General features: G+C 71.7%; 19 protein-coding genes and 1 pseudogene. 10 read left to right on the forward strand and 10 right to left on the reverse strand.

The annotated features are described in order from the left end of the window. Nucleotides 1-59 precede the first annotated feature (59 nt). Nucleotides 60-254, reverse strand: a complete 195-nt coding sequence (locus tag AB0H28_RS00920; protein WP_358032348.1) for a DUF397 domain-containing protein — start codon at nt 252-254, stop codon at nt 60-62. Then, nucleotides 251-688 (reverse strand): annotated as a pseudogene (locus tag AB0H28_RS00925) (DUF5753 domain-containing protein); the annotation flags it as partial. The pseudogene AB0H28_RS00925 and the gene AB0H28_RS00920, both read right to left, overlap by 4 nt. Before the next feature lie 440 nt (nt 689-1128). Here AB0H28_RS00925 and valS point away from each other — a divergent pair. After that, a complete protein-coding gene (gene valS / locus AB0H28_RS00930) occupies nt 1129-3693 on the forward strand; it encodes a valine--tRNA ligase (protein ID WP_358033807.1) in 2565 nt (854 codons plus the stop codon). Between the two features lie 45 nt (nt 3694-3738). Here the strand turns inward: valS and AB0H28_RS00935 are convergent, their stop codons facing one another. The 5 genes from AB0H28_RS00935 to AB0H28_RS00955 form a co-directional block, all read right to left on the reverse strand. Continuing rightward, nucleotides 3739-4230: a hypothetical protein gene (locus tag AB0H28_RS00935; protein WP_358032351.1), complete on the reverse strand. Its 492-nt coding sequence runs from the start codon at nt 4228-4230 to the stop codon at nt 3739-3741. 110 nt (nt 4231-4340) lie between these two features. Then, nucleotides 4341-5051, reverse strand: a complete 711-nt coding sequence (locus AB0H28_RS00940; protein WP_358032353.1) for an ABC transporter permease subunit — start codon at nt 5049-5051, stop codon at nt 4341-4343. Continuing rightward, on the reverse strand, nt 5051-6010 hold the full coding sequence (locus tag AB0H28_RS00945; RefSeq protein WP_358032355.1) for an ABC transporter ATP-binding protein: 960 nt from the start codon (nt 6008-6010) through the stop codon (nt 5051-5053). Before AB0H28_RS00945 ends, AB0H28_RS00940 begins: the two co-directional genes overlap by 1 nt. After that, the gene (locus AB0H28_RS00950) at nt 6007-6888 is read right to left on the reverse strand and encodes an ABC transporter permease (RefSeq protein ID WP_358032358.1); all 882 of its coding nucleotides are present in this window, start codon (nt 6886-6888) and stop codon (nt 6007-6009) included. Before AB0H28_RS00950 ends, AB0H28_RS00945 begins: the two co-directional genes overlap by 4 nt. Beyond that, nucleotides 6881-7795, reverse strand: a complete 915-nt coding sequence (locus tag AB0H28_RS00955) for an ABC transporter ATP-binding protein (protein ID WP_358032361.1) — start codon at nt 7793-7795, stop codon at nt 6881-6883. The genes AB0H28_RS00950 and AB0H28_RS00955 overlap by 8 nt, the downstream gene beginning before the upstream one ends. A 143-nt stretch (nt 7796-7938) precedes the next feature. Between AB0H28_RS00955 and AB0H28_RS00960 the strand changes: the two genes are divergently transcribed. From AB0H28_RS00960 to galT, 4 genes are all read left to right on the forward strand, one after another. Beyond that, nucleotides 7939-8493 carry a DM13 domain-containing protein gene (locus AB0H28_RS00960; protein WP_358032363.1) on the forward strand — a complete coding sequence of 185 codons (555 nt, stop codon included), beginning with the start codon at nt 7939-7941 and terminating at the stop codon, nt 8491-8493. A 111-nt stretch (nt 8494-8604) separates the two neighbouring features. Further along, nucleotides 8605-10134, forward strand: a complete 1530-nt coding sequence (cysC, locus tag AB0H28_RS00965) for an adenylyl-sulfate kinase (protein WP_358032366.1) — start codon at nt 8605-8607, stop codon at nt 10132-10134. Between the two features lie 145 nt (nt 10135-10279). After that, complete coding sequence (locus AB0H28_RS00970) at nt 10280-11068, forward strand: DeoR/GlpR family DNA-binding transcription regulator (protein WP_358032369.1); 789 nt, start codon at nt 10280-10282, stop codon at nt 11066-11068. Beyond that, nucleotides 11065-12138, forward strand: coding sequence for a galactose-1-phosphate uridylyltransferase (galT, locus tag AB0H28_RS00975; protein WP_358032371.1), 1074 nt, complete (start codon nt 11065-11067; stop codon nt 12136-12138). The genes AB0H28_RS00970 and galT overlap by 4 nt, the downstream gene beginning before the upstream one ends. Nucleotides 12139-12464: 326 nt before the next feature. On the opposite strand, the gene AB0H28_RS00980 is transcribed toward galT, so the two are convergent. The 3 genes from AB0H28_RS00980 to AB0H28_RS00990 form a co-directional block, all read right to left on the reverse strand. Next, the gene (locus tag AB0H28_RS00980; RefSeq protein ID WP_358032374.1) at nt 12465-13682 is read right to left on the reverse strand and encodes an NADP-dependent isocitrate dehydrogenase; all 1218 of its coding nucleotides are present in this window, start codon (nt 13680-13682) and stop codon (nt 12465-12467) included. 166 nt (nt 13683-13848) lie between these two features. Continuing rightward, nucleotides 13849-14799: a malate dehydrogenase gene (locus tag AB0H28_RS00985; protein ID WP_358032377.1), complete on the reverse strand. Its 951-nt coding sequence runs from the start codon at nt 14797-14799 to the stop codon at nt 13849-13851. A 99-nt stretch (nt 14800-14898) separates the two neighbouring features. Next, nucleotides 14899-15762, reverse strand: a complete 864-nt coding sequence (locus tag AB0H28_RS00990; protein ID WP_358032380.1) for a bifunctional methylenetetrahydrofolate dehydrogenase/methenyltetrahydrofolate cyclohydrolase — start codon at nt 15760-15762, stop codon at nt 14899-14901. Nucleotides 15763-16005: 243 nt separating this feature from the next. Here AB0H28_RS00990 and AB0H28_RS00995 point away from each other — a divergent pair, with 243 nt between their 5' ends. The 5 genes from AB0H28_RS00995 to AB0H28_RS01015 all read left to right on the forward strand — a co-directional run bounded on the left by AB0H28_RS00995 (nt 16006) and on the right by AB0H28_RS01015 (nt 21644). Next, nucleotides 16006-17604: an ABC transporter substrate-binding protein gene (locus tag AB0H28_RS00995; RefSeq protein ID WP_358032382.1), complete on the forward strand. Its 1599-nt coding sequence runs from the start codon at nt 16006-16008 to the stop codon at nt 17602-17604. Between the two features lie 90 nt (nt 17605-17694). Continuing rightward, the gene (locus AB0H28_RS01000) at nt 17695-18633 is read left to right on the forward strand and encodes an ABC transporter permease (protein WP_358032384.1); all 939 of its coding nucleotides are present in this window, start codon (nt 17695-17697) and stop codon (nt 18631-18633) included. Between the two features lie 17 nt (nt 18634-18650). Further along, entirely contained in the window at nt 18651-19607 is a 957-nt protein-coding gene (locus AB0H28_RS01005) for an ABC transporter permease (RefSeq protein WP_358032386.1), read from the forward strand. A gap of 5 nt (nt 19608-19612) precedes the next feature. Further along, entirely contained in the window at nt 19613-20632 is a 1020-nt protein-coding gene (locus AB0H28_RS01010; RefSeq protein WP_358032388.1) for an ABC transporter ATP-binding protein, read from the forward strand. Then, nucleotides 20616-21644, forward strand: a complete 1029-nt coding sequence (locus AB0H28_RS01015; protein WP_358032390.1) for a dipeptide ABC transporter ATP-binding protein — start codon at nt 20616-20618, stop codon at nt 21642-21644. The genes AB0H28_RS01010 and AB0H28_RS01015 overlap by 17 nt, the downstream gene beginning before the upstream one ends. Nucleotides 21645-21783: the final 139 nt, after the last annotated feature.

Below are 21783 nucleotides of genomic sequence, written 5' to 3' on the forward strand. Positions count from 1 at the left end.
GATAAGAAGTTCCGCCCTTGCCGCTCCGAGGCGGAGTTGCTGAGCGAGCGAAGGCTCGGTCAGCCCATGGGGCCGATCTCCTTGGCCAAGCTGACGAAGCCCTGCCAGGATGCCGGCCCGAAGGTCAGCGTTCCGCCGTCACGGTCCTTGGTGTCCCGGACCAGGACGATGCCCGGGAGGCTGTCGGCGACCTCGACACATGAGCCGCCGTTGTTGCCGCTCTTCGTGCTCTTGCGCCACTGCGCGCCGGTCATGTCCATGATCCTGCCGCTTCTCTGATCAGGTCTAGGGACTGGTTGCGGGAGAGGGCTTCACCCCTGATGCGCTCCCACCTACGACTGAGCGTAGCAACGGGCGCAGCCTCATTCACGATCTGCGCCGGCCCCTGACTGTCGACATGCGCGACGTGCTCACCGCCGGGCAGTTCGGCGATGATGAAGCCGCCGCCGAGCCCCGGATACATGCCTATGTCCCTGGGCACGGTGTGCACCTGCACTGTGGGGAGGGCCGCACACCGGGCAAGGTGCTCGACCTGCTCGCGCATCAGCTCACGGTCGCCATACGCCGACTGGTACAACACTCCCTCGAAGATGACGGCGACGAACAGGGGTGGGCGCTCCCGGCGCAGGATGGCTTGCCGCTCGATACGGGAGGCGACCAGGTCGTCCACCTCCGCCGGGGTGAGCGCGACGTCCTGCGCCTGACCCACTCCGCGAGCGTGCAGTTCGTTCGCCCGATCATCATCCGCGTCATTCGAGAAATCACCGACCGGCACTGCGCCCCCACTCCGAAGGCACCCGCCAGGCGGCGCCCGTCCCGGGCGAGGGCGTCGGGGTCGGCATGGGCAGCGCCAACTGCCGGCATCTACCCGTACGCCCGATCTGGCTCTGCGGGCGGTGCGCCCAACCATGGCCGTGCGGGGTTGCCCGCCTGGCCCTGGTCGCCGGGTACGCGGGCGATCGGGTGGGCCCGTCGGTCTACCTGTGCGAGCAGCTCTGCGAAGCGGTGACCGATCTCCACCACCTCAACCCGGACGAGCAGCCGTCACCGCAGGCGTTGTTCGCCCGGTTCATCGGCTGGCCTGCGAAAGCCGTGGAGTGGCCGGGTGCGGGTGCCTACCATCGGCGGATGACCGACACGACGAGGACGGCCCGCGCCGGCGTCCCGGAGCGGCCGAGCCTGGACGGCCTCGAGGAGACCTGGGCCCGTCGCTGGCAGTCCGACGGCACGTACGCGTTCGACCGCTCGAAGGAACGCGCGGACGTCTTCTCGATCGACACCCCGCCGCCGACCGTGTCGGGCGAGCTGCACATGGGGCACGTCTTCTCCTACACGCACACCGACACGGTGGCCCGGTTCCAGCGGATGCGCGGGCGGACCGTGTTCTATCCGATGGGCTGGGACGACAACGGGCTGCCCACCGAGCGCCGGGTGCAGAACGTCTACGGGGTGCGCCCCGACCCGGCGCTGCCGTACGACCCGGGCTGGCGAGCGCCGGCCGCCCCGGTGGGCGACGACGCCCGGAAGAACCCGACCGCGATCTCCCGGCGCAACTTCATCGAGTTGTGCGAGACGCTGACCGGGCAGGACGAGAAGGTCTTCGAGGCGCTGTGGCGGCGGCTCGGCCTGTCGGTGGACTGGTCGTTGGCCTACACCACGATCGGGCGGGCGGCCCGCGCGGCCAGCCAGCGCGCGTTCCTGCGCAACCTGGCCCGGGGCGAGGCCTACCAGGCGGAGGCCCCGACGCTCTGGGACGTCGGGTTCGGCACCGCGGTGGCGCAGGCGGAACTGGAGGACCGGGACCGGCCGGGCGCCTACCACCGGCTGCGGTTCACCGGTCCGGGCGGGCGCGAGGTGCTGATCGACACCACCCGGCCGGAGTTGCTGCCGGCCTGCGTGGCGCTGGTCTGCCACCCGGACGACGAGCGGTACGCCGACCTGGTCGGCGCGTCGGCGCGTACCCCGGTCTTCGGGGTCCAGGTGCCGGTGCGCGCGCACCCGCTGGCGGACCCGGCCAAGGGCACGGGCGTCGCGATGGTCTGCACGTTCGGCGACCTGGCGGACGTGACCTGGTGGCGGGAGCTGCGGCTGGACACCCGGGTGGTGGTCGGCCGGGACGGCCGGCTGCTGCCGGAGCCGCCGGCCGGCGTGCCGGCGGAGCCGTACGCGGCGCTGGCCGGGCAGACGGTCAACGGCGCCCGGCGGACGCTCGTGGAGCTGCTGGGCGACGCCGGTGACCTCGTCGGTGAGCCGCGCCCGATCACCCATCCGGTGAAGTTCTACGAGCGCGGCGACCGGCCGTTGGAGATCGTGTCGACCCGGCAGTGGTATCTGCGCAACGGCGGGCGGGACGCCGACCTGCGCGACGGGCTGCTGGCCCGGGGGCGTGAGCTGCGCTGGGTGCCGGAGCACATGCGGCACCGCTACGAGCACTGGGTGGGTGGTCTCACCGGCGACTGGCTGGTCAGCCGGCAGCGGTTCTTCGGCGTGCCGGTGCCGGTGTGGTACCGGCTCGACGACGCTGGCGAACCGGACTTCGCCCACCCTCTCACACCGGACGAGGCGGCGCTGCCGATCGATCCGACCAGTGAGCCGCCGCCCGGCTACCCGGAGGCGCAGCGCGATGTCCCGGGCGGTTTCACCGGGGAGGAGGACGTGCTGGACACCTGGGCCACCTCGTCGCTGACCCCGCAGATCGTGGGCGGCTGGGAGACCGACCCGGACCTGTTCGGTCGGGTGTTCCCGATGGACCTGCGCCCGCAGGGGCACGACATCATCCGCACCTGGCTGTTCGCCACAGTGGTCCGATCCCACCTGGAGCACGGCGTGTTGCCCTGGCGGACGGCGGTGCTCTCCGGCTGGATCCTCGACCCGGACCGGAAGAAGATGTCCAAGTCCAAGGGCAACGTGGTCACGCCGATGGGCCTGCTGGAGCAGCACGGCTCCGACGCGGTGCGCTACTGGGCCGCCAACGGCAAGCCGGGCACGGACCTGGCCTTCGACCCGGCCCAGGTCAAGGTGGGTCGCCGGCTGGCCACCAAGCTGCTCAACGCGTCCCGGTTCGTCCTCGGCCTGGGCGCCGCCGACGCGCTGCGGGCCACCGCCACGGCACCGCTGGACACCGCGATGCTCGCCGAGTTGTCCGGCGTGGTCGCCACCGCGACCACCGCCTTCGACGGGTACGACCACACCGCCGCCCTGATGGCCACGGAGTCGTTCTTCTGGCGGTTCTGCGACGACTACATCGAGCTGGTGAAGGAACGCGCCTACGGCTGCGGGCCGGCGGCCGACTCGGCGCGGGCGGCGCTGGCCACCGCGCTGTCGGTGCAGCTCCGGCTGTTCGCCCCGGTGCTGCCGTTCGTCACCGAGGAGGTCTGGTCGTGGTGGCGGTACGGCTCGGTGCACCGCTCGACCTGGCCGACCACCTACGAGGTGGCCCGCGCGATGGCCGCGCCCGGCGACGCCGAGTTGCTGCGGCTGGCCGCGGACGCGCTGGGGCAGGTCCGGCGGGCCAAGTCGGAGCGGAAGCTGTCGATGCGGGCAGACGTGCCGCTGGCCGAGGCGCTCGGGCCGGCGGCGCTGCTCGACCAGCTCACCACCGTGGCCGACGACCTGCGGGCGGCGGGTCGGATCGCGAAGCTCGACCTGCTCCCCGACCGCACCTCCGAACTGGTCGTCGCCTGCGCGTTCTGAGGTCGGAAGGGGCGGGCCGACTCCGGACCGCCCCTTTTCTCGACGTCAGCCGGCCGCGCAGGCCGTGCTGAGCTTCGCCCGGGCGGCGGTGAGCTTCGCCTTGCTGGGCGCCTTCTTCGGCGCCCCGGCCCAGGTGTCGGCGAGATCACCCATCTCGGCCGCCACCGCCTTCACCGCGGCGTTGACGTCGTCGCTGCTGGTGAACGCGTGCGTGTAGAGCGTCGCCGCACCGGCGGAGTATTGCGCGCTCACCGCGGAGTGCCCGGCCGGCGGGCCGATCTTCTCCGCCTCGGCCGCCTCCTTGAGCGCGGTGGTGATGTCCTTCTCGGCGGCCGTGCAGGTGGTCCTGGTGGCCTCGTCCAGGCCCACCGGGGCGGGTGACACCGACGGCACCGACGGCGTGGCCGGGGCCGGCGTCGGTGCCGTCGATTTGTCGGCCCCGGCGGCGGAGGTGTCGTCGCCGCCGGAGGTGCAGCCGGACATGATGATCAGCGCCGCCGCGGCCGGAGCCAGCAGGGCGGGTCGAGCGGAACGCACAGTGTTCTCCCCGTGTCTGGTGTCGTCGACGCCGCAACCTAGCAGAACGGGGCGGTCGCGGCGGGGCCCCTTTCCGGCGCCGGCGGACGCCGGAGCGGGGCCCCGCCGGCTCAGCTCGTCTCGCCGGCCACGCTGAACGACCGCAGGCGGTCGATCGCCAGCACCGTGAAACCGACCGCCACCAGCGCGGTCAACACGGCCGCGACCGGCACCGAGACGGTGGTGCCGAGCAGCGGGGTGGGCGCCATCCGGTCGGCCAGCGCGATCACCCACTGCTGGATCGAGAGCACCTTCGTGCCCTTGACGAAGTTGCCGAGCAGCCCCTCCCAGATCAGCACGTAGACCAGGCCGAGCAGCACCGGCCGCCGGCTCACCAGGCTCAGCGCCACGAACAGCGCCGAGTAGGCCAGCGCGCCCGCCGCCGACGCGGCGACCAGGGCCAGCCCGAGGCGTACCGAGTCGGCCAACACGCCCGCCACGTAGAGCGGCACGCCGACGGTCACCGCGGTCACCCCGACCGCCACCGCGAGCTTCGGCAACACGATCTGCCAGCGGGGCAGCGGCTTGGTGAGGATGTGCACCACCGTGCCGTCGTCGATCTCCGCGCCGAGCACCCCGGTGCCCACGATCAGCGCGACCACCGGCAGCACCACGGCGAGGCCGAGGCCGACGAGCACCGGCGAGCCCCACTGGCCCGGGTCCACGCCGAGCGACCGGCAGAGCACCGCCAGGCCGATCAGGACCAGCGGCAACGGCAGCAGCATGAGGAACCGACTCCGGCCGAACAGGCCGCGCGCGGTGATCCAGGTGACTGTCGACATCAGGCCTCCACCAGATATGAGAAGACGCTCTCCAGCGACTCGTCCTCCGGCAGCAACTGCCGGACCCGGATGCCGTGGCGGAGTGCGATGCGGGGCAGCGCCCGGGTGAACGCGCCGTAGTCACCGGCCTGCACGGTCAGCCCGGCGCGGCCCAGCTCGACGCCGGTGACCGAGGTCTCCGCCATCAGCGCCACCGCCAGGGCCCGGTCGTCGGTGGAGCGCACCGCGAAGACGTGCGGCCGGTTGGTCATCAACCGGCGGATGGTGCGGTAGTCGCCGGACGCGGCCAGCCGGCCGGCGACCATCACCTGGACGGTGCCGGAGACCTGCTCGACCTCCTCCAGGATGTGCGAGCTGAACAGGATGGTCCGGCCGGCGTCGCCGAGGCGGTGCAGCAGCGCCATCATGTGCAGCCGCTGCCGCGGGTCCATGCCGTTGAACGGCTCGTCGAGCAGCAGCACCTGCGGGTCGTGCACCAGCGCGGCGGCCACCCGGGTGCGCTGCCGCATGCCCTTGGAGTAGGTGCCGATCCGCCGGCCCTGCGCGCTCTCCATCTCGACCAGCTCGATCGCCCGCCGGGCCGCCGCCTCCGGGTCGGGCAACCGGTGCAGCTTCGCGCTGGCCAGCACGAACTCGTACGCGCTGAGGAACGTGTGCACCGCCTCCCGCTCGCTGACCAGGCCGAGTCGCCGGTAGACGCCCGGGTTGCGCCAGGTCGGCTCCCCGTCCAGCGTCACCGTGCCCCGGGACGGGGCGAGGAACCCGGCCATCATGTGCAGCAGCGTGGTCTTGCCGGCCCCGTTCGGGCCGAGCAGGCCGGTCACCCCGGGGCCGAGTCGCATGGTCACGTCGTTGACCGCCACCACGTTGCCGTACCAGCGGGAGACGCCGGCCAGGTCGAGGGTGCTGGTCACGGCGGCGGGCACGTCGGCCGCCGGCTGGGTGCTGATCGCCGTCATCGGGCGGCCACCTTCCGGTATCGCAGGAGCAGCAGGCTGACGCAGGCGGCGACCAGCAGCACGGCGACCACCGCGTAGACCGGCCCGAAGTCGCCGATCGGGATGCCCCCCTCCTGTCCCTGGGTCAGCAGGTCGCCGAGCGCCCAGGTGCCCACGCCACTGACGAGCGACGACGGGGAGGCGAGGAAGGCCAACTCGTTGACCGTCCGGGAGGGCATGATGGAGAGCACGCCGACCACCGGCGTGGTCATCAGGAAGACCGCCACGATGCCGCCGGCGGCGAACGCGCGCTTGCCGGTGAGCGACGCCACCAGCAGGCCGATCGAGGCGAAGACCACCGCCCACAGCCCGGCGTAGAGCAGGCCGGGCAGCAGGTCGAGCAGCTCGTCCCACACCCCGCGCAGGCCCCGCGAGGTGGTGAACGCGGCGCCGAGGAACATCACCAGTTGCGGGCCGCCGAGCAGCAGCCAGAGCGCGGTGCCCAGGGACAGCAGCTTGGCCAGCGCGTAGTCGCCGCGCGGCAGCGGCCGGGAGAAGTAGAGCGGCAGCACGCCGCTGCGCAGGTCGCGGGAGACCAGCTCGGGGGCGGCCACCGCGACGAAGAAGATGACCAGCCAGCTCATCGCGTCGGCGAACTGCGCGTACGTCATCACCACCTGGCCGATCTGGCTGCGCACCGCGGTCAGCCCGGCGGCCACCACGGTGACCACGGCGACCACCAACCAGGGGAAGATCTTCGCCTTGGCGCTGCGGCCCAACCCGAAGACGGTACGCACACCGTGGGCGTAGAGCGCGCCGAACACCTGCCGGCGGCCCAGCCGCGGGCCGGTGTAGCGCTGGTAGCCGATGTCGTGGATGACGCCGGTGGCTTCAGGCATGGCTGGGCTCCCTCGGGGCGAAGAGTTCGGCCACCCGGTGCCGCCGCTGGTCCAACCGGTGCAGCGGCAGGTCCAGCTCGGCGACCGCGCCGAGGATCAGGTCGTAGGTGTGGTCATCGGCGAGCGGGACGAGCAGCAGCCGCCCGTCGCGGGACACCGGCAGGTCGAGCGCGGCGAGGCGGGCGGCGAGTTCCTCCGTACCCTCGCTCACCTCGACGGCGAGCACGTCGGTGGCGGTGGTCATGGCGGCGACCCGGTCGGCGCGCAGCAGCCGGCCGCCGTCGATCGCGACGAGCGTGTCGCAGATCCGCTCCACCTCGCCGAGCAGGTGCGAGCAGACCACCACGGAGATGCCGAACTCGGTGCCGATCCGGTGGACCAGGGCGAGCATGGCGTCCCGGCCGGCCGGGTCGAGGCCGTTGGTGGGCTCGTCGAGCAGCAGCAGGTCGGGGTCGTGCACCAGCGCCTGGGCGAGTTTCACCCGCTGCTTCATGCCGGTGGAGTAGCCACCGACGGCCCGGTGCCGCTCCTCGTGCAGGCCGACGTGGCGCAGCGCCTCGGAGGCCCGCTCCCGGGCGACGGTGCGCGGCAGCCCGCTCATCCGGCCCAGGTGGGTGACCAGCTCGGCGGCGGACAGGTCGGGCGGGAGGGCGTCGTGCTCCGGCATGTAGCCGACCCGGGCGCGGACCGCGGCCGGATCGGTGGTGGGGTCGAGGCCGAGCACCTGCACCCGGCCGGCGGTCGGCGGGAGCAGACCCAACAGGATCTTGATCAGGGTGGACTTGCCGGCGCCGTTGGCGCCGACCAGCCCGATGATCCCCGGCTCGACCGACACGGTGAGGTCGGCCAACGCGGTGACCCGGCCTCCGTACGTCTTGGTCAGCGACTCGGTCGCGAGCAGTGTCACGCTGCCAGCCTAGGAAGCGCGGGCCCGCCGGTGCACCGGGAAACGCTCGGGGATGTCCCTGATTCCGCCCGGACGCCGCCGGTAAGGCTTCCGTAAGCGGCCGGAGCGGTGCCGGCGGGACCGCCGCCGGGGAGACTCGACACATGCCGAAGCGTCTCCTGCGCGCCCCGCTGACCTGGGTCGCCGTCGCCGTCCTCGCGCTCGGCGCGGCGACCGCGCTCTACTGGTTCCAGCCCTGGAAGCTGGTCACCGACACCGAGGTGCACGAGGAACTGGTGGCGGTGCCGTCCGCGCCGGCCTCCTCCTCGTCGTCTGCCGCGCCCGCGGCGACGCCCGCCGGCCCGGTGCTGCTGGGCAGCGGCGAGTTCGTCAGCCACGAGCACGAGACCCGCGGCGTCGCCCGGATCGTCCGCACCGCCGACGGACGGCACCGGCTGGAGCTGGTCGGGCTGGACACCTCGAACGGTCCGGATCTTCAGGTCTGGCTGACCGACCAGCCGGTTCGGACCGGTCCGTCCGGGTGGCATGTGTTCGACGACGGACGGCACGTGGCGCTCGGCCCGCTCAAGGGCAACCGCGGCGACCAGGCGTACGCGATTCCCGCCGGAACCGATCTCACCGGGTTGACCAGCGTCTCGATCTGGTGCGAACGGTTCGCCGTCTCGTTCGGCGCAGCGGCGCTGGCGGCCACCGGCTGAGCGACGATCGACGCCCGGCGGACCGCCGGGTGGCCGGGAGGTGGAGTGGCGCTCTCGACCGATCGCCGGTGGGCTGCGAAACTGTGTGCCGGCCGGCGAGTTGGGGGTTCGATGAGCAACGGGTGGATCCTGCCCGAGGATGTGCTGCGGGATGCGCCGTCGTACGCGCCAAGGCCCGCTGAGCTGGCCGACCTCGAGTTGTTGCTCACCGGGGCGTACGCGCCGCTGACCGGCTTCATGAGCCGGGCGGACCTGGCCTCGCTCGGCCGGCGTGGCCGGCTCGCCGACGGCACGCCGTGGCCGGTGCCGGTGACGCTCCAGGTGCCGGCCGCGCTCGCCGACGGCCTGGAACTGGCCGACCCGGCCCGCCGGGCGTTGGTGCTCACCGACGGCGAGGGCGCCCCGGTGGCGGCCATGGACGTGACCGACATGTGGCCGGCCCGCGAGGGCACGGTGGGCGTGGGCGGCGCGGTACGCCGGCTGGGCGACGGCGGCCACGGGCCGTTCCAGCGCCTGCGGCGCAGCCCGGACGAGGTGCGGGGGCTGCTGCCGCCGGGCCGGGTGCTCGGGGTCTTCGCCGACCGGCCGCTGCACCGCCCGCAGTTGGCCCAGATCGCGCACGCGGCACGCACCCTCGGCGCGCACCTGCTGGTGCTGATCCCGGTGGGCGAGGAGTCGACCGGCGGGCTGCCGGCCGAGGCGCTGGTGCGCACCGTGTTCGCCGGCCGCGACCGGATGCCGCCGGCGACGCTGGTGGCGGTGCCGCTGGCCCGCCGGCCCGACGAGATCAGCGACGCGTTGCTGCGGGCGCGGGTCGCCGCCGCCTACGGCGTGACCCACCTGCTCTCCACCGAGGGCATGCTCTCCGGCGCCGGCCTGCGGGTGCTGGTGCCCCGGGAGTTGGCGTACGACAACCGGGACGGGCAGTGGCGCTGGCGGGAGGACATCCCGCCCCGCAACCGCCGGCTGGCGCTCAGCCAGGAGGAGGTCGACGACCTGCTCGACCGCGGGTTCCCGCTGCCCGAGTGGCACACCCCGCCCGCGGTGGCCCGGGAACTGACCCGGGCCCGCCCGCCCCGGCGGCACCGCGGCCTGGTGATCTTCCTGACCGGCCTGTCCGGCTCGGGCAAGTCGACGATCGCCCGGGGCCTCGCGGACGTGCTGCGGGAGCAGGGCGACCGGAGCATCACGCTGCTCGACGGCGACGTGGTGCGGCGGGAGCTGTCGGCCGGGTTGGGCTTCAGCAAGGCCGACCGCGACCTCAACGTGCGCCGGATCGGCTGGGTGGCCGCCGAGATCGCCCGGCACCGGGGCGTCGGCATCTGCTGCCCGATCGCGCCGTACGCCGCCGCCCGGGCCACCGCCCGGGAGATGGCCCGGGCGGCCGGGGCGGGCTTCCTGCTGGTGCACGTGGCGACCCCGCTCGCGGTCTGCGAGCAGCGCGACCGCAAGGGCCTCTACGCCCGGGCCCGGGCTGGCCTGATCACCGGGATGACCGGCATCGACGACCCGTACGAGGAGCCCACCGACGCCGACCTGGTGGTGGACACCTCGGACCTGACCGTCGACGAGGCGGTGCAGCGGGTGATGGAGCACCTGGGCGAGACCGGCTGGGTGGAGCCCCGCCTGCAACCGGCCTGACCGGCACGGATTCCCCGACACCGCCGTCGTCCCTGTGGGGCGGCGGCGGTGTCGCGTTCGCCCACGCCGAACGGTACTGTTCGTCTTTGTTGGAACACGTTCGACTGCGTTCGCGCGGTCGCCGACTTCCCGGAGGCGAGGCGGGATGCTGGCGCGACAGCGACAGACGACCATCCTGGAACGGGTCCGCGCCGCCGGTGGGGTCCGGGTCAGCGAACTGGCCGCCGAGTTCGGCGTGTCCGACATGACCATCCGGCGGGACCTGGAGACGCTGCACGAGCAGGGCCTGCTCGCCAAGGTGCACGGCGGGGCGACGCTGGCCGGGCCCGGCTCGACCGACGAGCCCGGCTTCCGGGCCAAGTCCGTCCGCCAGTCCACCGAGAAGTCGGCCATCGCCGCGTACGCCGCCCGGCTCGTCCGCCCCGGCGCCGCGATCGCGCTCTCCGCCGGCACCACCACGGCCGAGCTGGCCCGCCGGCTGGTGGAGGTGCCCGACCTGACAGTGGTCACCAACTCGCTGCCGGTGGCCGAGATCCTGCACGTCGGCGGCCGACCCGACCAGACCGTGGTGCTCACCGGCGGGGTCCGCACCCCGTCGGACGCGCTGGTCGGGCCGCTGGCCGTGGCCGCGATCGCCGCGCTCCACCTGGACCTGCTCTTCCTCGGCGTGCACGGCATCAGTGAGCGGGCCGGTTTCACCACGCCGAACCTGATGGAGGCGGACACCAACCGGGCGCTGGTGGCCGCCGCCGACGCGCTCGTGGTGCTCGCCGACCACACCAAGTGGGGCACCGTCGGCATCTCCTCCATCGTCGCCTTGGACGCGGCGGACGTGCTGGTCACCGACGACCGGTTGCCGCCCGACGCGCGGCGGGTACTCGACGACAGGGTGGGTGAGCTGGTGACGGTGCCGGCGACGAGGGGGGCGGAGTGAAACGTACGCAGATCGAGCTGGCCGACGGCCGCGAGCTGATCTACTTCGACGAGCGGGACGACGCGGTGCGGGACCAGCCGGACCGGCGGGACCTCCCCCCGCCGCCGCCCGCCTCCCAACTGCGCCACGACCCACTGACCGACGAGTGGGTGGCGGTGGCCGTGCACCGGCAGACCCGCACCTTCCTGCCCCCGGCCGACCAGTGCCCGCTGTGCCCGTCGCGCGGCGACCGGCACAGCGAGATCCCGGCGCCGGACTACGACGTGGTCGTCTTCGAGAACCGCTTCCCGTCGCTGAGCCAGCGGGTGGCCGAGGAACCGGCCGAGATCACGCCGTTCACCCCGGTCCGCCCCGGGCGCGGCCGGTGCGAGGTGGTCTGCTTCACCGACGACCACAACGCCTCGTTCGCGCGCCTCTCCCCGGTGCGGGTGCGGACCGTGCTGGACGCGCTCGCCGACCGCACCGCCGCGCTGAGTGAGCTACCCGGAGTGGAGCAGGTGTTCCCCTTCGAGAACCGGGGGGTGGAGATCGGGGTGACGCTGCACCACCCGCACGGCCAGCTCTACGCGTACCCGTTCGTGACGCCGCGGACCCGCGGCATGCTGGCCGCCGCCCGGCGGCACGCCGAGCGCACCGGGGGCAATCTCTACGCCGACGTGCTGGCCGCCGAGCGGGCCACCGGTGACCGGGTGGTGGCGAGCAACGAGCACTGGACCGCCTACGTGCCGGCGGCGGCCCGCTGGCCGTTCGAGGTGCACGTGGCCCCGCACCGCCCGGTGCCGGACATCCCGGCGCTCGACGACGCCGAGCGGGACGCCTTCGGCCCGCTCTACCTCGACCTGCTGCGCCGCTTCGACGGCCTGTTCGACCTGCCGATGCCCTACATCGCGGCCTGGCACCAGGCGCCGGTGCACGTCGACCGGGAGCTGGGCCACCTGCACCTGCAGTTGTTCAGCATCCGGCGCGCGACGGACAAGCTGAAGTACCTGGCCGGTTCGGAGTCCGGGATGGGCGTGTTCATCAACGACATCGCCCCGGAGCGCGCCGCCGAGCTCCTCCGCGCCGCGTGAAAGCAGGGCCCCCTATTAACGCCTGCGGTAGCGGAGGGGGCCCTTATTAACATCGGTGCCGGGCGCATGGGGCGCGGGGGGCCCGGGACAGGGCCCCCCGCAGGGAAGGGACGGCTGGCTGCGCTCAGCAGCCACGAAGGTTGACTGGTCGGCGCGCGACGGCGGCCAACCTTCCTCTGGACGCGACTGGCATCTCGTCCACCAGCGTCAACGAGGGCGCACCGGCCGAAGTCACGCCGGTCGGGTCTCGCCCGGGCCGGCCCTGAGGTGTTAAGAAGGGCCCCTTCTACAACGCCAGGCGTTAAGAAGGGGCCCTTCCTTACCCGTCAGGCCGCGAGCCTGCGGGCCAGGTTCTCGTCGAGCGCGTTCATGAACTCGTCGGTGGTCAGCCACGGGGCGTCCCGCGAGATGAGCAGCGCGAGGTCCTTGGTCATCTGGCCGCCCTCGACGGTCTCCACGATGACCTTCTCCAGCGTGTCGGCGAACTCGGTGACCGCCGGGGTGCCGTCCAGCTTGCCCCGGTGGGCCAGGCCCCGGGTCCAGGCGTAGATCGACGCGATCGGGTTGGTCGAGGTCTTCTCGCCCTTCTGGTACTGCCGGTAGTGCCGGGTCACCGTGCCGTGCGCCGCCTCGGCCTCGACGGTGCGGCCGTCCGGGGAGAGCAGCACCGAGGTCATCAGACCGAGCGAGCCGAAGCCCTGCGCGACGGTGTCGGACTGCACGTCACCGTCGTAGTTCTTGCAGGCCCAGACGTAACCGCCCTCCCACTTGAGCGCGGCGGCGACCATGTCGTCGATCAGCCGGTGCTCGTAGGTGAGGCCGGCGGCGTCGAACTCGGCCTTGAACTCGGCCTCGAACACCTCGGCGAAGATGTCCTTGAAGCGGCCGTCGTACGCCTTGAGGATGGTGTTCTTGGTCGACATGTAGACCGGGTAGTTGCGGTCCAGGCCGTAGCGGAACGAGGCGCGGGCGAAGTCCCGGATCGACTCGTCGAAGTTGTACATGCCCATGGCGATGCCGCCGCCGGGGAAGTTGGCGACCTCCATCTCCATCGGCGCGGAGCCGTCGGCCGGGGCATAGGTGATGGTGACCTTGCCCGGGCCGGGGACGACGAAGTCGGTGGCCTTGTACTGGTCGCCGTGCGCGTGCCGGCCGATGATGATCGGCTTGGTCCAGCCCGGGACGAGCCGCGGCACGTTCGACATGATGATCGGCTCGCGGAAGACCACGCCGCCGAGGATGTTGCGGATGGTGCCGTTCGGCGACCGCCACATCTTCTTCAGGCCGAACTCCTCCACCCGGGCCTCGTCCGGGGTGATGGTGGCGCACTTGACGCCGACGCCGTGCTCCTTGATGGCGTTGGCGGCGTCGACGGTGACCTGGTCTTCGGTCTCGTCGCGGTATTGGATCGACAGGTCGTAGTAGTGCAGGTCGACGTCGAGGTAGGGCAGGATCAGCTGCTCCCGGATCTGCTTCCAGATGATCCGGGTCATCTCGTCGCCGTCGATCTCCACGATCGGGTTGTTTACCTTGATCTTCGCCATCGGCCGGCGCTCCTCTCGGGGGACACGTGCTCAAGCAGTACGAGCGTACTGCAAACCGACCGGACCGCACCCACCCCCACCCCACCCCACCCTGTTGATCATGAAGTTAGCGGCAGTTGCAGAGATCGAAAACACCGCCAACTTCATGATCAACGCGCGGGCCGGCTCAGAGGGAGGAGATGTCGTTCTGCTTGGCGCGGACGGCTTCGGCGGCCTCCTTGAGGGCGGCTCGCTCGTCGGCGTCCAGGTCGGTCTCGACGACCCGCTTGACGCCCTGGGCGCCGATCTCGGCCTCGACGCCCAGGTAGACGCCGGAGATGCCGTACTCGCCGTCGACCCACGCGCACACCGGCATGACGTCACCGGAGTCCTCGGCCACAGCCTTCGCCATCCGGGCCGCGGCGGCGGACGGGGCGTAGTATGCGGAACCGGTCTTCAGCAGCGCCACCACCTCGGCGCCACCGTTGCGGGTCTTGACGACCAGCTCCTCGATCTGCTCGGCCGGCATGACGTCGCGCAGCGGCTTGCCGTTCACCGTGCTCTGGGACGGGACCGGGACCATGGTGTCGCCGTGCGAGCCGAGGGTCAGCGTCCGCACCGACTTCACCGGTACGCTCAGCGCCTCGGCGACGAAGTTGGTGAACCGGGCGGTGTCGAGCATGCCGGCCTGGCCGAGCACCCGGTTCTTCGGGAACTGCGTGGCGAGCTGGGCCAGCGCGGTCATCTCGTCGAGCGGGTTCGACACCACGATGACGACGGCGTTCGGGGCGTACTTGGCGACGTTCTCGGCGACCTGACGGACGATCTTGGCGTTGGTCTCCAGCAGGTCCATCCGGCTCATGCCCGGCTTGCGGGGCAGACCGGCGGTGATGACGACGACGTCCGAGCCCTCGATGGCCTCGTAGCCCTCGCCGTTCGGGCCGGTGGTGACGCCGACGACGGTGGTCTCGAAGCCCTCGACCGCGCGCGACTGGTTGAGGTCCAGCGCGAGGCCCGCCGGCTTGCCCTCCACGATGTCGGTGATCACGACGGTGTCGAAGATGTCGTACTCGGCCAGACGCTGTGCGGTGGTGGAGCCGTAGAAGCCGGCTCCGACGACAGTGACCTTCTTACCCATGGTCGTCCCACTCCCTGATACCAGTCGGTTTCCCGGACCGTATCAGCCATCCTGGCACCGAACGGGCCAGGGGCGGACGGTTATGACCTGTCTGGGTGGTCAGTGGCCCCGCTCGGCCCGCTCCACCACGTTGGTCAGCAGCATGGCCCGGGTCATCGGCCCGACGCCGCCGGGCATCGGCACCACCTTGCCGGCCACCTCGAACACCTCCGGGTCGACGTCGCCGGTGTAGCGCCCCTTGCCGTCGTCGCCGATCACGCGGGTGATGCCGACGTCCACCACCGTCGCGCCGGGGGCGACCATGTCGGCGGTGAGCAGCCCCGGCACCCCGGCGGCGACGACGACGATCTCGGCGGCGCGGGTGTGTGCGGCGAGGTCGAGGGTGCCGGTGTGGCAGAGCGTGACGGTGGCGTTCTCGCTGCGCCGGGTGAGCAGCAGGCCGAGCGGCCGGCCGACGGTGTTGCCGCGGCCGACCACCGCGACGTTCGCGCCGCGCAGCGGCACGTCGTGCCGGCGCAACAACTCGACCACGCCGCGCGGGGTGCAAGGCAGCGGGGCGTCGTAGCCGAGCACGAGCCGGCCCAGGTTGACCGGATGCAGGCCGTCGGCGTCCTTGTCCGGGTCGATGGACTCCAGCGCCCGCTGCGTGTCCAGGTGGGCCGGGAGCGGAAGCTGGACGATGTAGCCGTGGCAGGCCGGGTCGGCGTTCAGCTCGGCGAGCGCCGCGTCGAGCTGCTCCTGGCTCGCGTCGGCGGGCAGCGTCACCCGCAGCGAGGCGATGCCGACCTCGGCGCAGTCGCGGTGCTTGCCGTTGACGTACGCCTCAGAGCCCGGGTCCGCGCCGACCAGGACAGTGCCGAGACCTGGGGTGATGCCGCGTTCCGCGAGCGCCTTAACCCGCGCCCGCAGCTCGTCCTTGATCTCCGCCGCCGTCGCCTTGCCGTCCAGGATCGTCGCCGTCACCCCGTGATCGTCTCATGTCCGCGGCTTCGACCCGCGACGCCCGGCGAGGTTGCGCCGAGACGTGGCCTTCGTCACCGAGAGTCATCAGAGAGCGTTCGAAACGGCACATTCGGGCACACGGAGTCACCGATTCGTTACCCATCCGTTGTCGATCCGTCGCACCGCGACCTACCGTTACGGCTCGTTGCGCAGCGTCACCCAGCGTCGGGCCGACCGCGCAGCGTGAGGAGATGAGGAGAGTCCATGCGTGTTCGTAGGCTCGCGGCCTGGACCGCTCTCCCGCTCGCGGTGACCCTGGGCCTGGCGGCCTGCGGCACGGGCGGCGGCAGCGGCGGCGCAAGCGACCCCGACGCGGCCGTGCGGATCGAGATCGCCGAGCCGCAGCACCTGGTGCCGACAAACACCAACGAGACGAGTGGCTCGCAGGTGCTGTCGGCCCTGTTCAGCCCGCTTGTCGACTACGACGAGGCGAACAAGCCGCACGAGGTGGCCGCCGAGTCGGTGACCTCGTCCGACAACAAGGTCTGGACGATCAAGCTGAAGCCCGGCTACACGTTCCACAACGGCGAGAAGGTCACCGCCGACAACTACCTCGACGCCTGGAACTACGGCGCGTACGCGCCGAACGGCCAGAACTCGAGCTACTTCTTCGAGAAGATCGCCGGCTACGACGACCTTCAGGGCGAGAAGCCGAAGGCCGAGACGCTGAGCGGCCTGACGAAGGTCGACGACCTGACGTTCACGGTGACGCTCACCGAGCCGTACGTGGACTTCAAGACCATGCTCGGTTACACCGCGTTCTACCCGCTGCCCAAGGCGGCCTTCTCCGCCCCGGGCGTGCTCGCCGAGGGCTACGAGCAGGCGCCGATCGGCCAGGGCCCGTTCAAGATGAAGGGCAACTGGCAGCACGACGCCAAGGTCGAGGTGGAGAAGTACGACGCGTTCCCGGGCCAGCAGCCCAAGGTCGGCGGCGTCGAGTTCCGGATCTACCAGCAGCCGACCGCCGCGTACGCGGACGTGTTGTCGGACAACCTCGACGTGATCAAGACGATCCCGACCGAGAACCTGTCCACCGCCGCCACCGACCTCGGCGACCGGTTCCAGCAGAGCCCGGCCTCGTCACTCCAGGTGCTGGCGTTCCCGACGTTCCAGAAGGAGTTCAGCAAGCCCGAGGTGCGCAAGGCCATCTCGATGGCGATCGACCGGGACGAGATCACCAGGTCGATCTTCAAGGACTCGCAGCAGCCGGCGCGCTCGTTCGTCTCGCCGGTGGTCGCGGGCTACCGGGAGAACACCATCGGCACCGCCGGCGCGTTCGACCCGGTCAAGGCCAAGGCCATGTACGAGGCCGCGGGCGGCCCGAAGAAGATCGAACTGTCCTACAACGGCGACGGCGGCCACAAGGACTGGATCGACGCCACCTGCAACCAGCTCAAGGCCAACCTGGGCGTGGAGTGCGTCGGCAACGCCGAGCCGAAGTTCGCGGACCTGCTGACCAAGCTCAAGCAGAAGCAGTCGGTCGGCCTGTTCCGGATGGGCTGGGTGATGGACTACCCGTCCATGGAGAACTACCTGGGCCCGCTCTACAGCACCAACGGTTCGTCGAACTACTACGGCTACGCCAACCCGGAATTCGACAAGCTGCTCGCCGAGGGCGCCCGCGCGGCGACCGAGGACGAGGCGATCGAGAAGTACCAGGCGGCGGAGGACCTGCTCGCGCAGGACCTGCCGGTGATCCCGCTGCGGTACGGGCAGAACAACTTCGGCCACTCGACCAAGGTCAAGAACGTCCACGTGGACCTCTTCGACCGGGTGGACCTGCTGAAGATCGAAGTCGTCTGACCGCACCGACCACGGGCCGGGCCACCCCCACCGGGTGGCCCGGCCCTGGCATTGGCCCGCATTTGGTCTGCTTTCGGCAGACTTGCCAGCATGCTCCGCTTCATCCTGCGGCGACTGCTCCAGATGGTCCTCGCCTTCTTCGGGACCACGCTGATCGTCTACGCGCTGATGTTCGCCGGGCAGGGCGACCCGATCCAGGCGCTCGCCGGGGAACGACCCGTCACCGCGGCCCAGCGCGCCTACCTGACCGAGAAGTACCACCTGGACGCGACCGGGATCGGCGGATTCTTCTACCGCTACCTCAACTATCTGGGCGGCCTGCTCCGGGGTGACCTCGGCGAGTCGCTCACCGGCCGGCAGATCGGCGACATCCTCGCCGCCGCCTGGCCGGTCACCGTCAAGCTGGCCCTGATCGCGATGGCCGTCACCATCGGGGTCGGGGTCACCGCCGGGGTGATCGCCGGCATCCGGCGCGCCGGCGTCTTCGACCACGCGACGCTCGTGCTCACCCTGCTGGTGCTCGGCATCCCGACCATCGTGCTGGCCCCGCTGGCCCAGTACCTCCTCGGCGTACGCTGGCCGATCTTCCCGCCCACCGCCGGCGCGCAGCCGTCGCTCTGGGCGCTGCTGCTGCCCGGCATCGTGCTCGGCTCACTGTCGCTGGCCACCGCGCTGCGGCTGACCCGGACGTCGGTGTCGGAGAACCTGCGCGCCGACTACGTGCGGACCGCCCGCGCGAAGGGCCTGGCCCGACGCCGCATCGTCGGGGTGCACGTGCTGCGCAACTCGCTCATCCCGGTGGTCACCTTCCTCGGCGTCGAACTCGGCAACCTGATGAGCGGCGCGATCATCACCGAGGGCGTGTTCAACATCCCCGGTGTCGGCTTCAACCTGTTTCGCGGCATCCGCACCGAGGACGGCCCGCTGGTGGTGGGCATCGTCAGCGTGCTGGTCGTGGTCTACCTGCTGTCGAACCTGGTGGTGGACGTGCTCTACGCCGTACTCGACCCGAGGATCAGATATGAGTGAGCGCACGAGGCGCGGGCATGAGTGACTTCGAGACGGTGGCGGCGACCGAGGACCAGTCGGCGCGGCGGGGCGTCTCCGGCGAGCCCGGCACCCCGGACCGGGCCGGCGAACCGCGCCGACCGCGCAGTCTCGCCGGCGACGCCTGGCGGGACCTGCGCCGCAAGCCGGTCTTCTGGCTCAGCCTCCTGCTGGTCCTGCTGGTCGCCGCGATGGCCGTGGCGCCCGGGCTGTTCACCGCCAACGATCCGCGCGACTGCGTGCTCTCCCGGCAGCACGCCGGACCGTCCGGCGGGGCGATCTTCGGGTACGACTTCCAGGGCTGCGACACGTTCGCCCGCTCGGTCTACGGCGCCCGTGCCTCGCTGCTGGTCGGCGCGTTCTCGGCGCTGCTCACCGGTGTGATCGCGCTGGTGGTCGGGATGCTCGCCGGCTACTTCGGCGGTTGGACCGACGCGGTGCTCTCCCGGGTGATCGACATCGTGCTCGGCATCCCGCTGCTGCTGGCCGCGATCGTGCTGCTCAAGCGGGTGAGCACCAGCGGCGAGACGGTACGCCTGTTCGCGGTCATCCTGGTGCTGGCGCTGCTCGGCTGGACCACCGCCGCCCGGGTGGTGCGCTCGTCGGTCATCACCGCCCGGGAGCAGGACTACGTGGCCGCCGCCCGGATGCTCGGCGCCGGCAACGGCCGGATCATGTGGCGGCACATCCTGCCGAACGCGCTCGCCCCGGCCATCGTGGTGCTCACCATCGCACTCGGATCGTTCATCGCGGCCGAGGCCACCCTGAGTTTCCTCGGCATCGGCCTGAAGGCGCCGACCATCTCCTGGGGCATCGACATCGACGCCGGCCGGGTGCACATGCGCGAGTCGGCCACTCCGCTGATCGTGCCGTCGACGTTCCTCGCGCTGACCGTGCTCGCCTTCATCATGCTCGGCGACGCGATCCGCGACGCCTTCGACCCGAAGCTGCGGTGAGACCCATGCCGACACCTGCCTCCCCCACCCCGCCGGGCGGGCACCTGCTCCACGTGCGGGACCTGCACGTCGAGTTCCGCACCGCCGAGGGCGTGGCCCGAGTGATCAACGGGGTGACCTACCACCTGGACGCCGGCGAGACCCTCGCCGTGCTCGGCGAGTCGGGCTCCGGCAAGTCGGTCACCGCTCAGGCGATCATGGGCATCCTGGACACCCCGCCCGCGTACATCCGCTCCGGCGAGATTCTCTACCAGGGGCGGGACCTGCTCACCCGGCCGGAGGAGGAGCGCCGGCGGATCCGCGGCGCGGAGATCGCGATGATCTTCCAGGACGCGCTGTCGGCGTTGAACCCGGTGTTCCCGGTTGGCTGGCAGATCGGCGAGTCGCTGCGGCGACGGGCCGGACTGTCCCGGGCCGACGCCCGCCGGCGCACCACCGAACTGATGGACCTGGTCCGCATCCCGGCCGCGGCGAAGCGGCTCGGTGACTATCCGCACCAGTTCTCCGGCGGGATGCGGCAACGCGTCATGATCGCCATGGCGCTGGCGCTGGATCCGAAGGTGCTGATCGCCGACGAACCCACCACGGCGCTCGACGTCACCGTGCAGGCCCAGATCATGGACCTCCTGGCCGACCTGCGCCGGGACCTCGGTATGGCACTGATCCTGATCACCCACGACCTCGGGGTGGTGGCCGGCGTGGCAGACCGGATCGCGGTCATGTACGCCGGCCGGATCATCGAGCACGCCGACGTGCGCCCGCTCTACCGGGCGCCCGCCCACCCGTACACCAAGGGGTTGCTGGAGTCGATCCCCCGGCTCGACGTGCGCGGCCAGGCGCTGTCGACCATCCGAGGGCTGCCGCCGAACCTGATGCGGATCCCACCCGGCTGCCCGTTCCACCCCCGTTGCCCCTACGCGCGGCAGGTCTGCGTGGACGAGGTGCCGCACGACCTGGTCCTCGGCGACGGTCGGACCAGCGCGTGCCACTTCGCGCAGGAGGTCCACGATGACCGCGCCCGCTAGCCCCGCCAAGGTCCGGGGCGAGACCGTCCTCGCGGTCGACGAACTGGTCAAGCACTTTCCGATCACCCAGGGCGTGCTGTTCAAACGGCAGATCGGCGCCGTGCGGGCGGTGGACGGGGTGAGCTTCGAGCTGCGCCGCGGCGAGACGCTCGGCGTGGTCGGCGAGTCCGGCTGCGGCAAGTCCACGCTGGCCCGGCTGCTCATGCGGCTGGAGACGCCGACCGCCGGGCGGGCCACGCTGGAGGGGCGCGACCTGTTCGCGGCCACGGGTTCGGAACTGCGCCGGCTGCGGCGGAACATGCAGATGGTGATGCAGGACCCGTACACCTCGCTGAACCCGCGGATGACGGTGGGCGACATCGTCGGCGAGCCGTTCGCGATCCACCCGGACGCCGCGCCGAAGGGCAGCCGGCGGCAGCGGGTGCGGGAACTGCTGGACGTGGTCGGGCTCAACCCGGAGCACATCAACCGCTACCCGCACCAGTTCTCCGGCGGCCAGCGGCAGCGCATCGGCATCGCCCGGGCGCTCGCGCTGCGGCCCGAGATCATCGTCTGCGACGAGCCGGTGTCGGCCCTGGACGTCTCCATCCAGGCCCAGGTGATCAACCTGTTGGAGCAGCTCCAGGACGAGTTCGGGCTCTCGTACATCTTCATCGCGCACGACCTGTCGGTGGTTCGGCACATCTGCGACCGGGTGGCGGTGATGTACCTGGGCCGGATCGTGGAGATCGGCACCGAGGAGCAGATCTACCAGCGCGCCACCCACCCGTACACCCAGGCGTTGCTCTCCGCGGTGCCGGTGCCCGACCCGGAGGCCCGGGACCGGCGGACCGTCATCCGGCTCACCGGCGACGTGCCCAGCCCGGCCGAGCCGCCATCGGGCTGCCGGTTCCGCACCCGGTGCTGGAAGGCGGAGGAGGTCTGCGCCGTCCAGGACCCGCAGACGGTGCCCCGCGCGGCCGACCCGCACCCCAGCGCGTGCCACTTCGCCGAGGTGCGGGCCGACGGATAGCCGGCCGCACGGGAGGTCTCGTCCCCGGAGGAAGAGGGGCGAGACCCACGATGGGTGTCCGCGGCTCGGGGCCGGCGCGACGACGGGCGGCGTGGGGCGCGCCACCCTTCGGGGCCGGGGACCGGGCGGGACCGCCGGG

The sequence above is a fragment of the Micromonospora sp. NPDC050980 genome (assembly GCF_040653835.1).
Lineage (GTDB): Bacteria > Actinomycetota > Actinomycetes > Mycobacteriales > Micromonosporaceae > Micromonospora.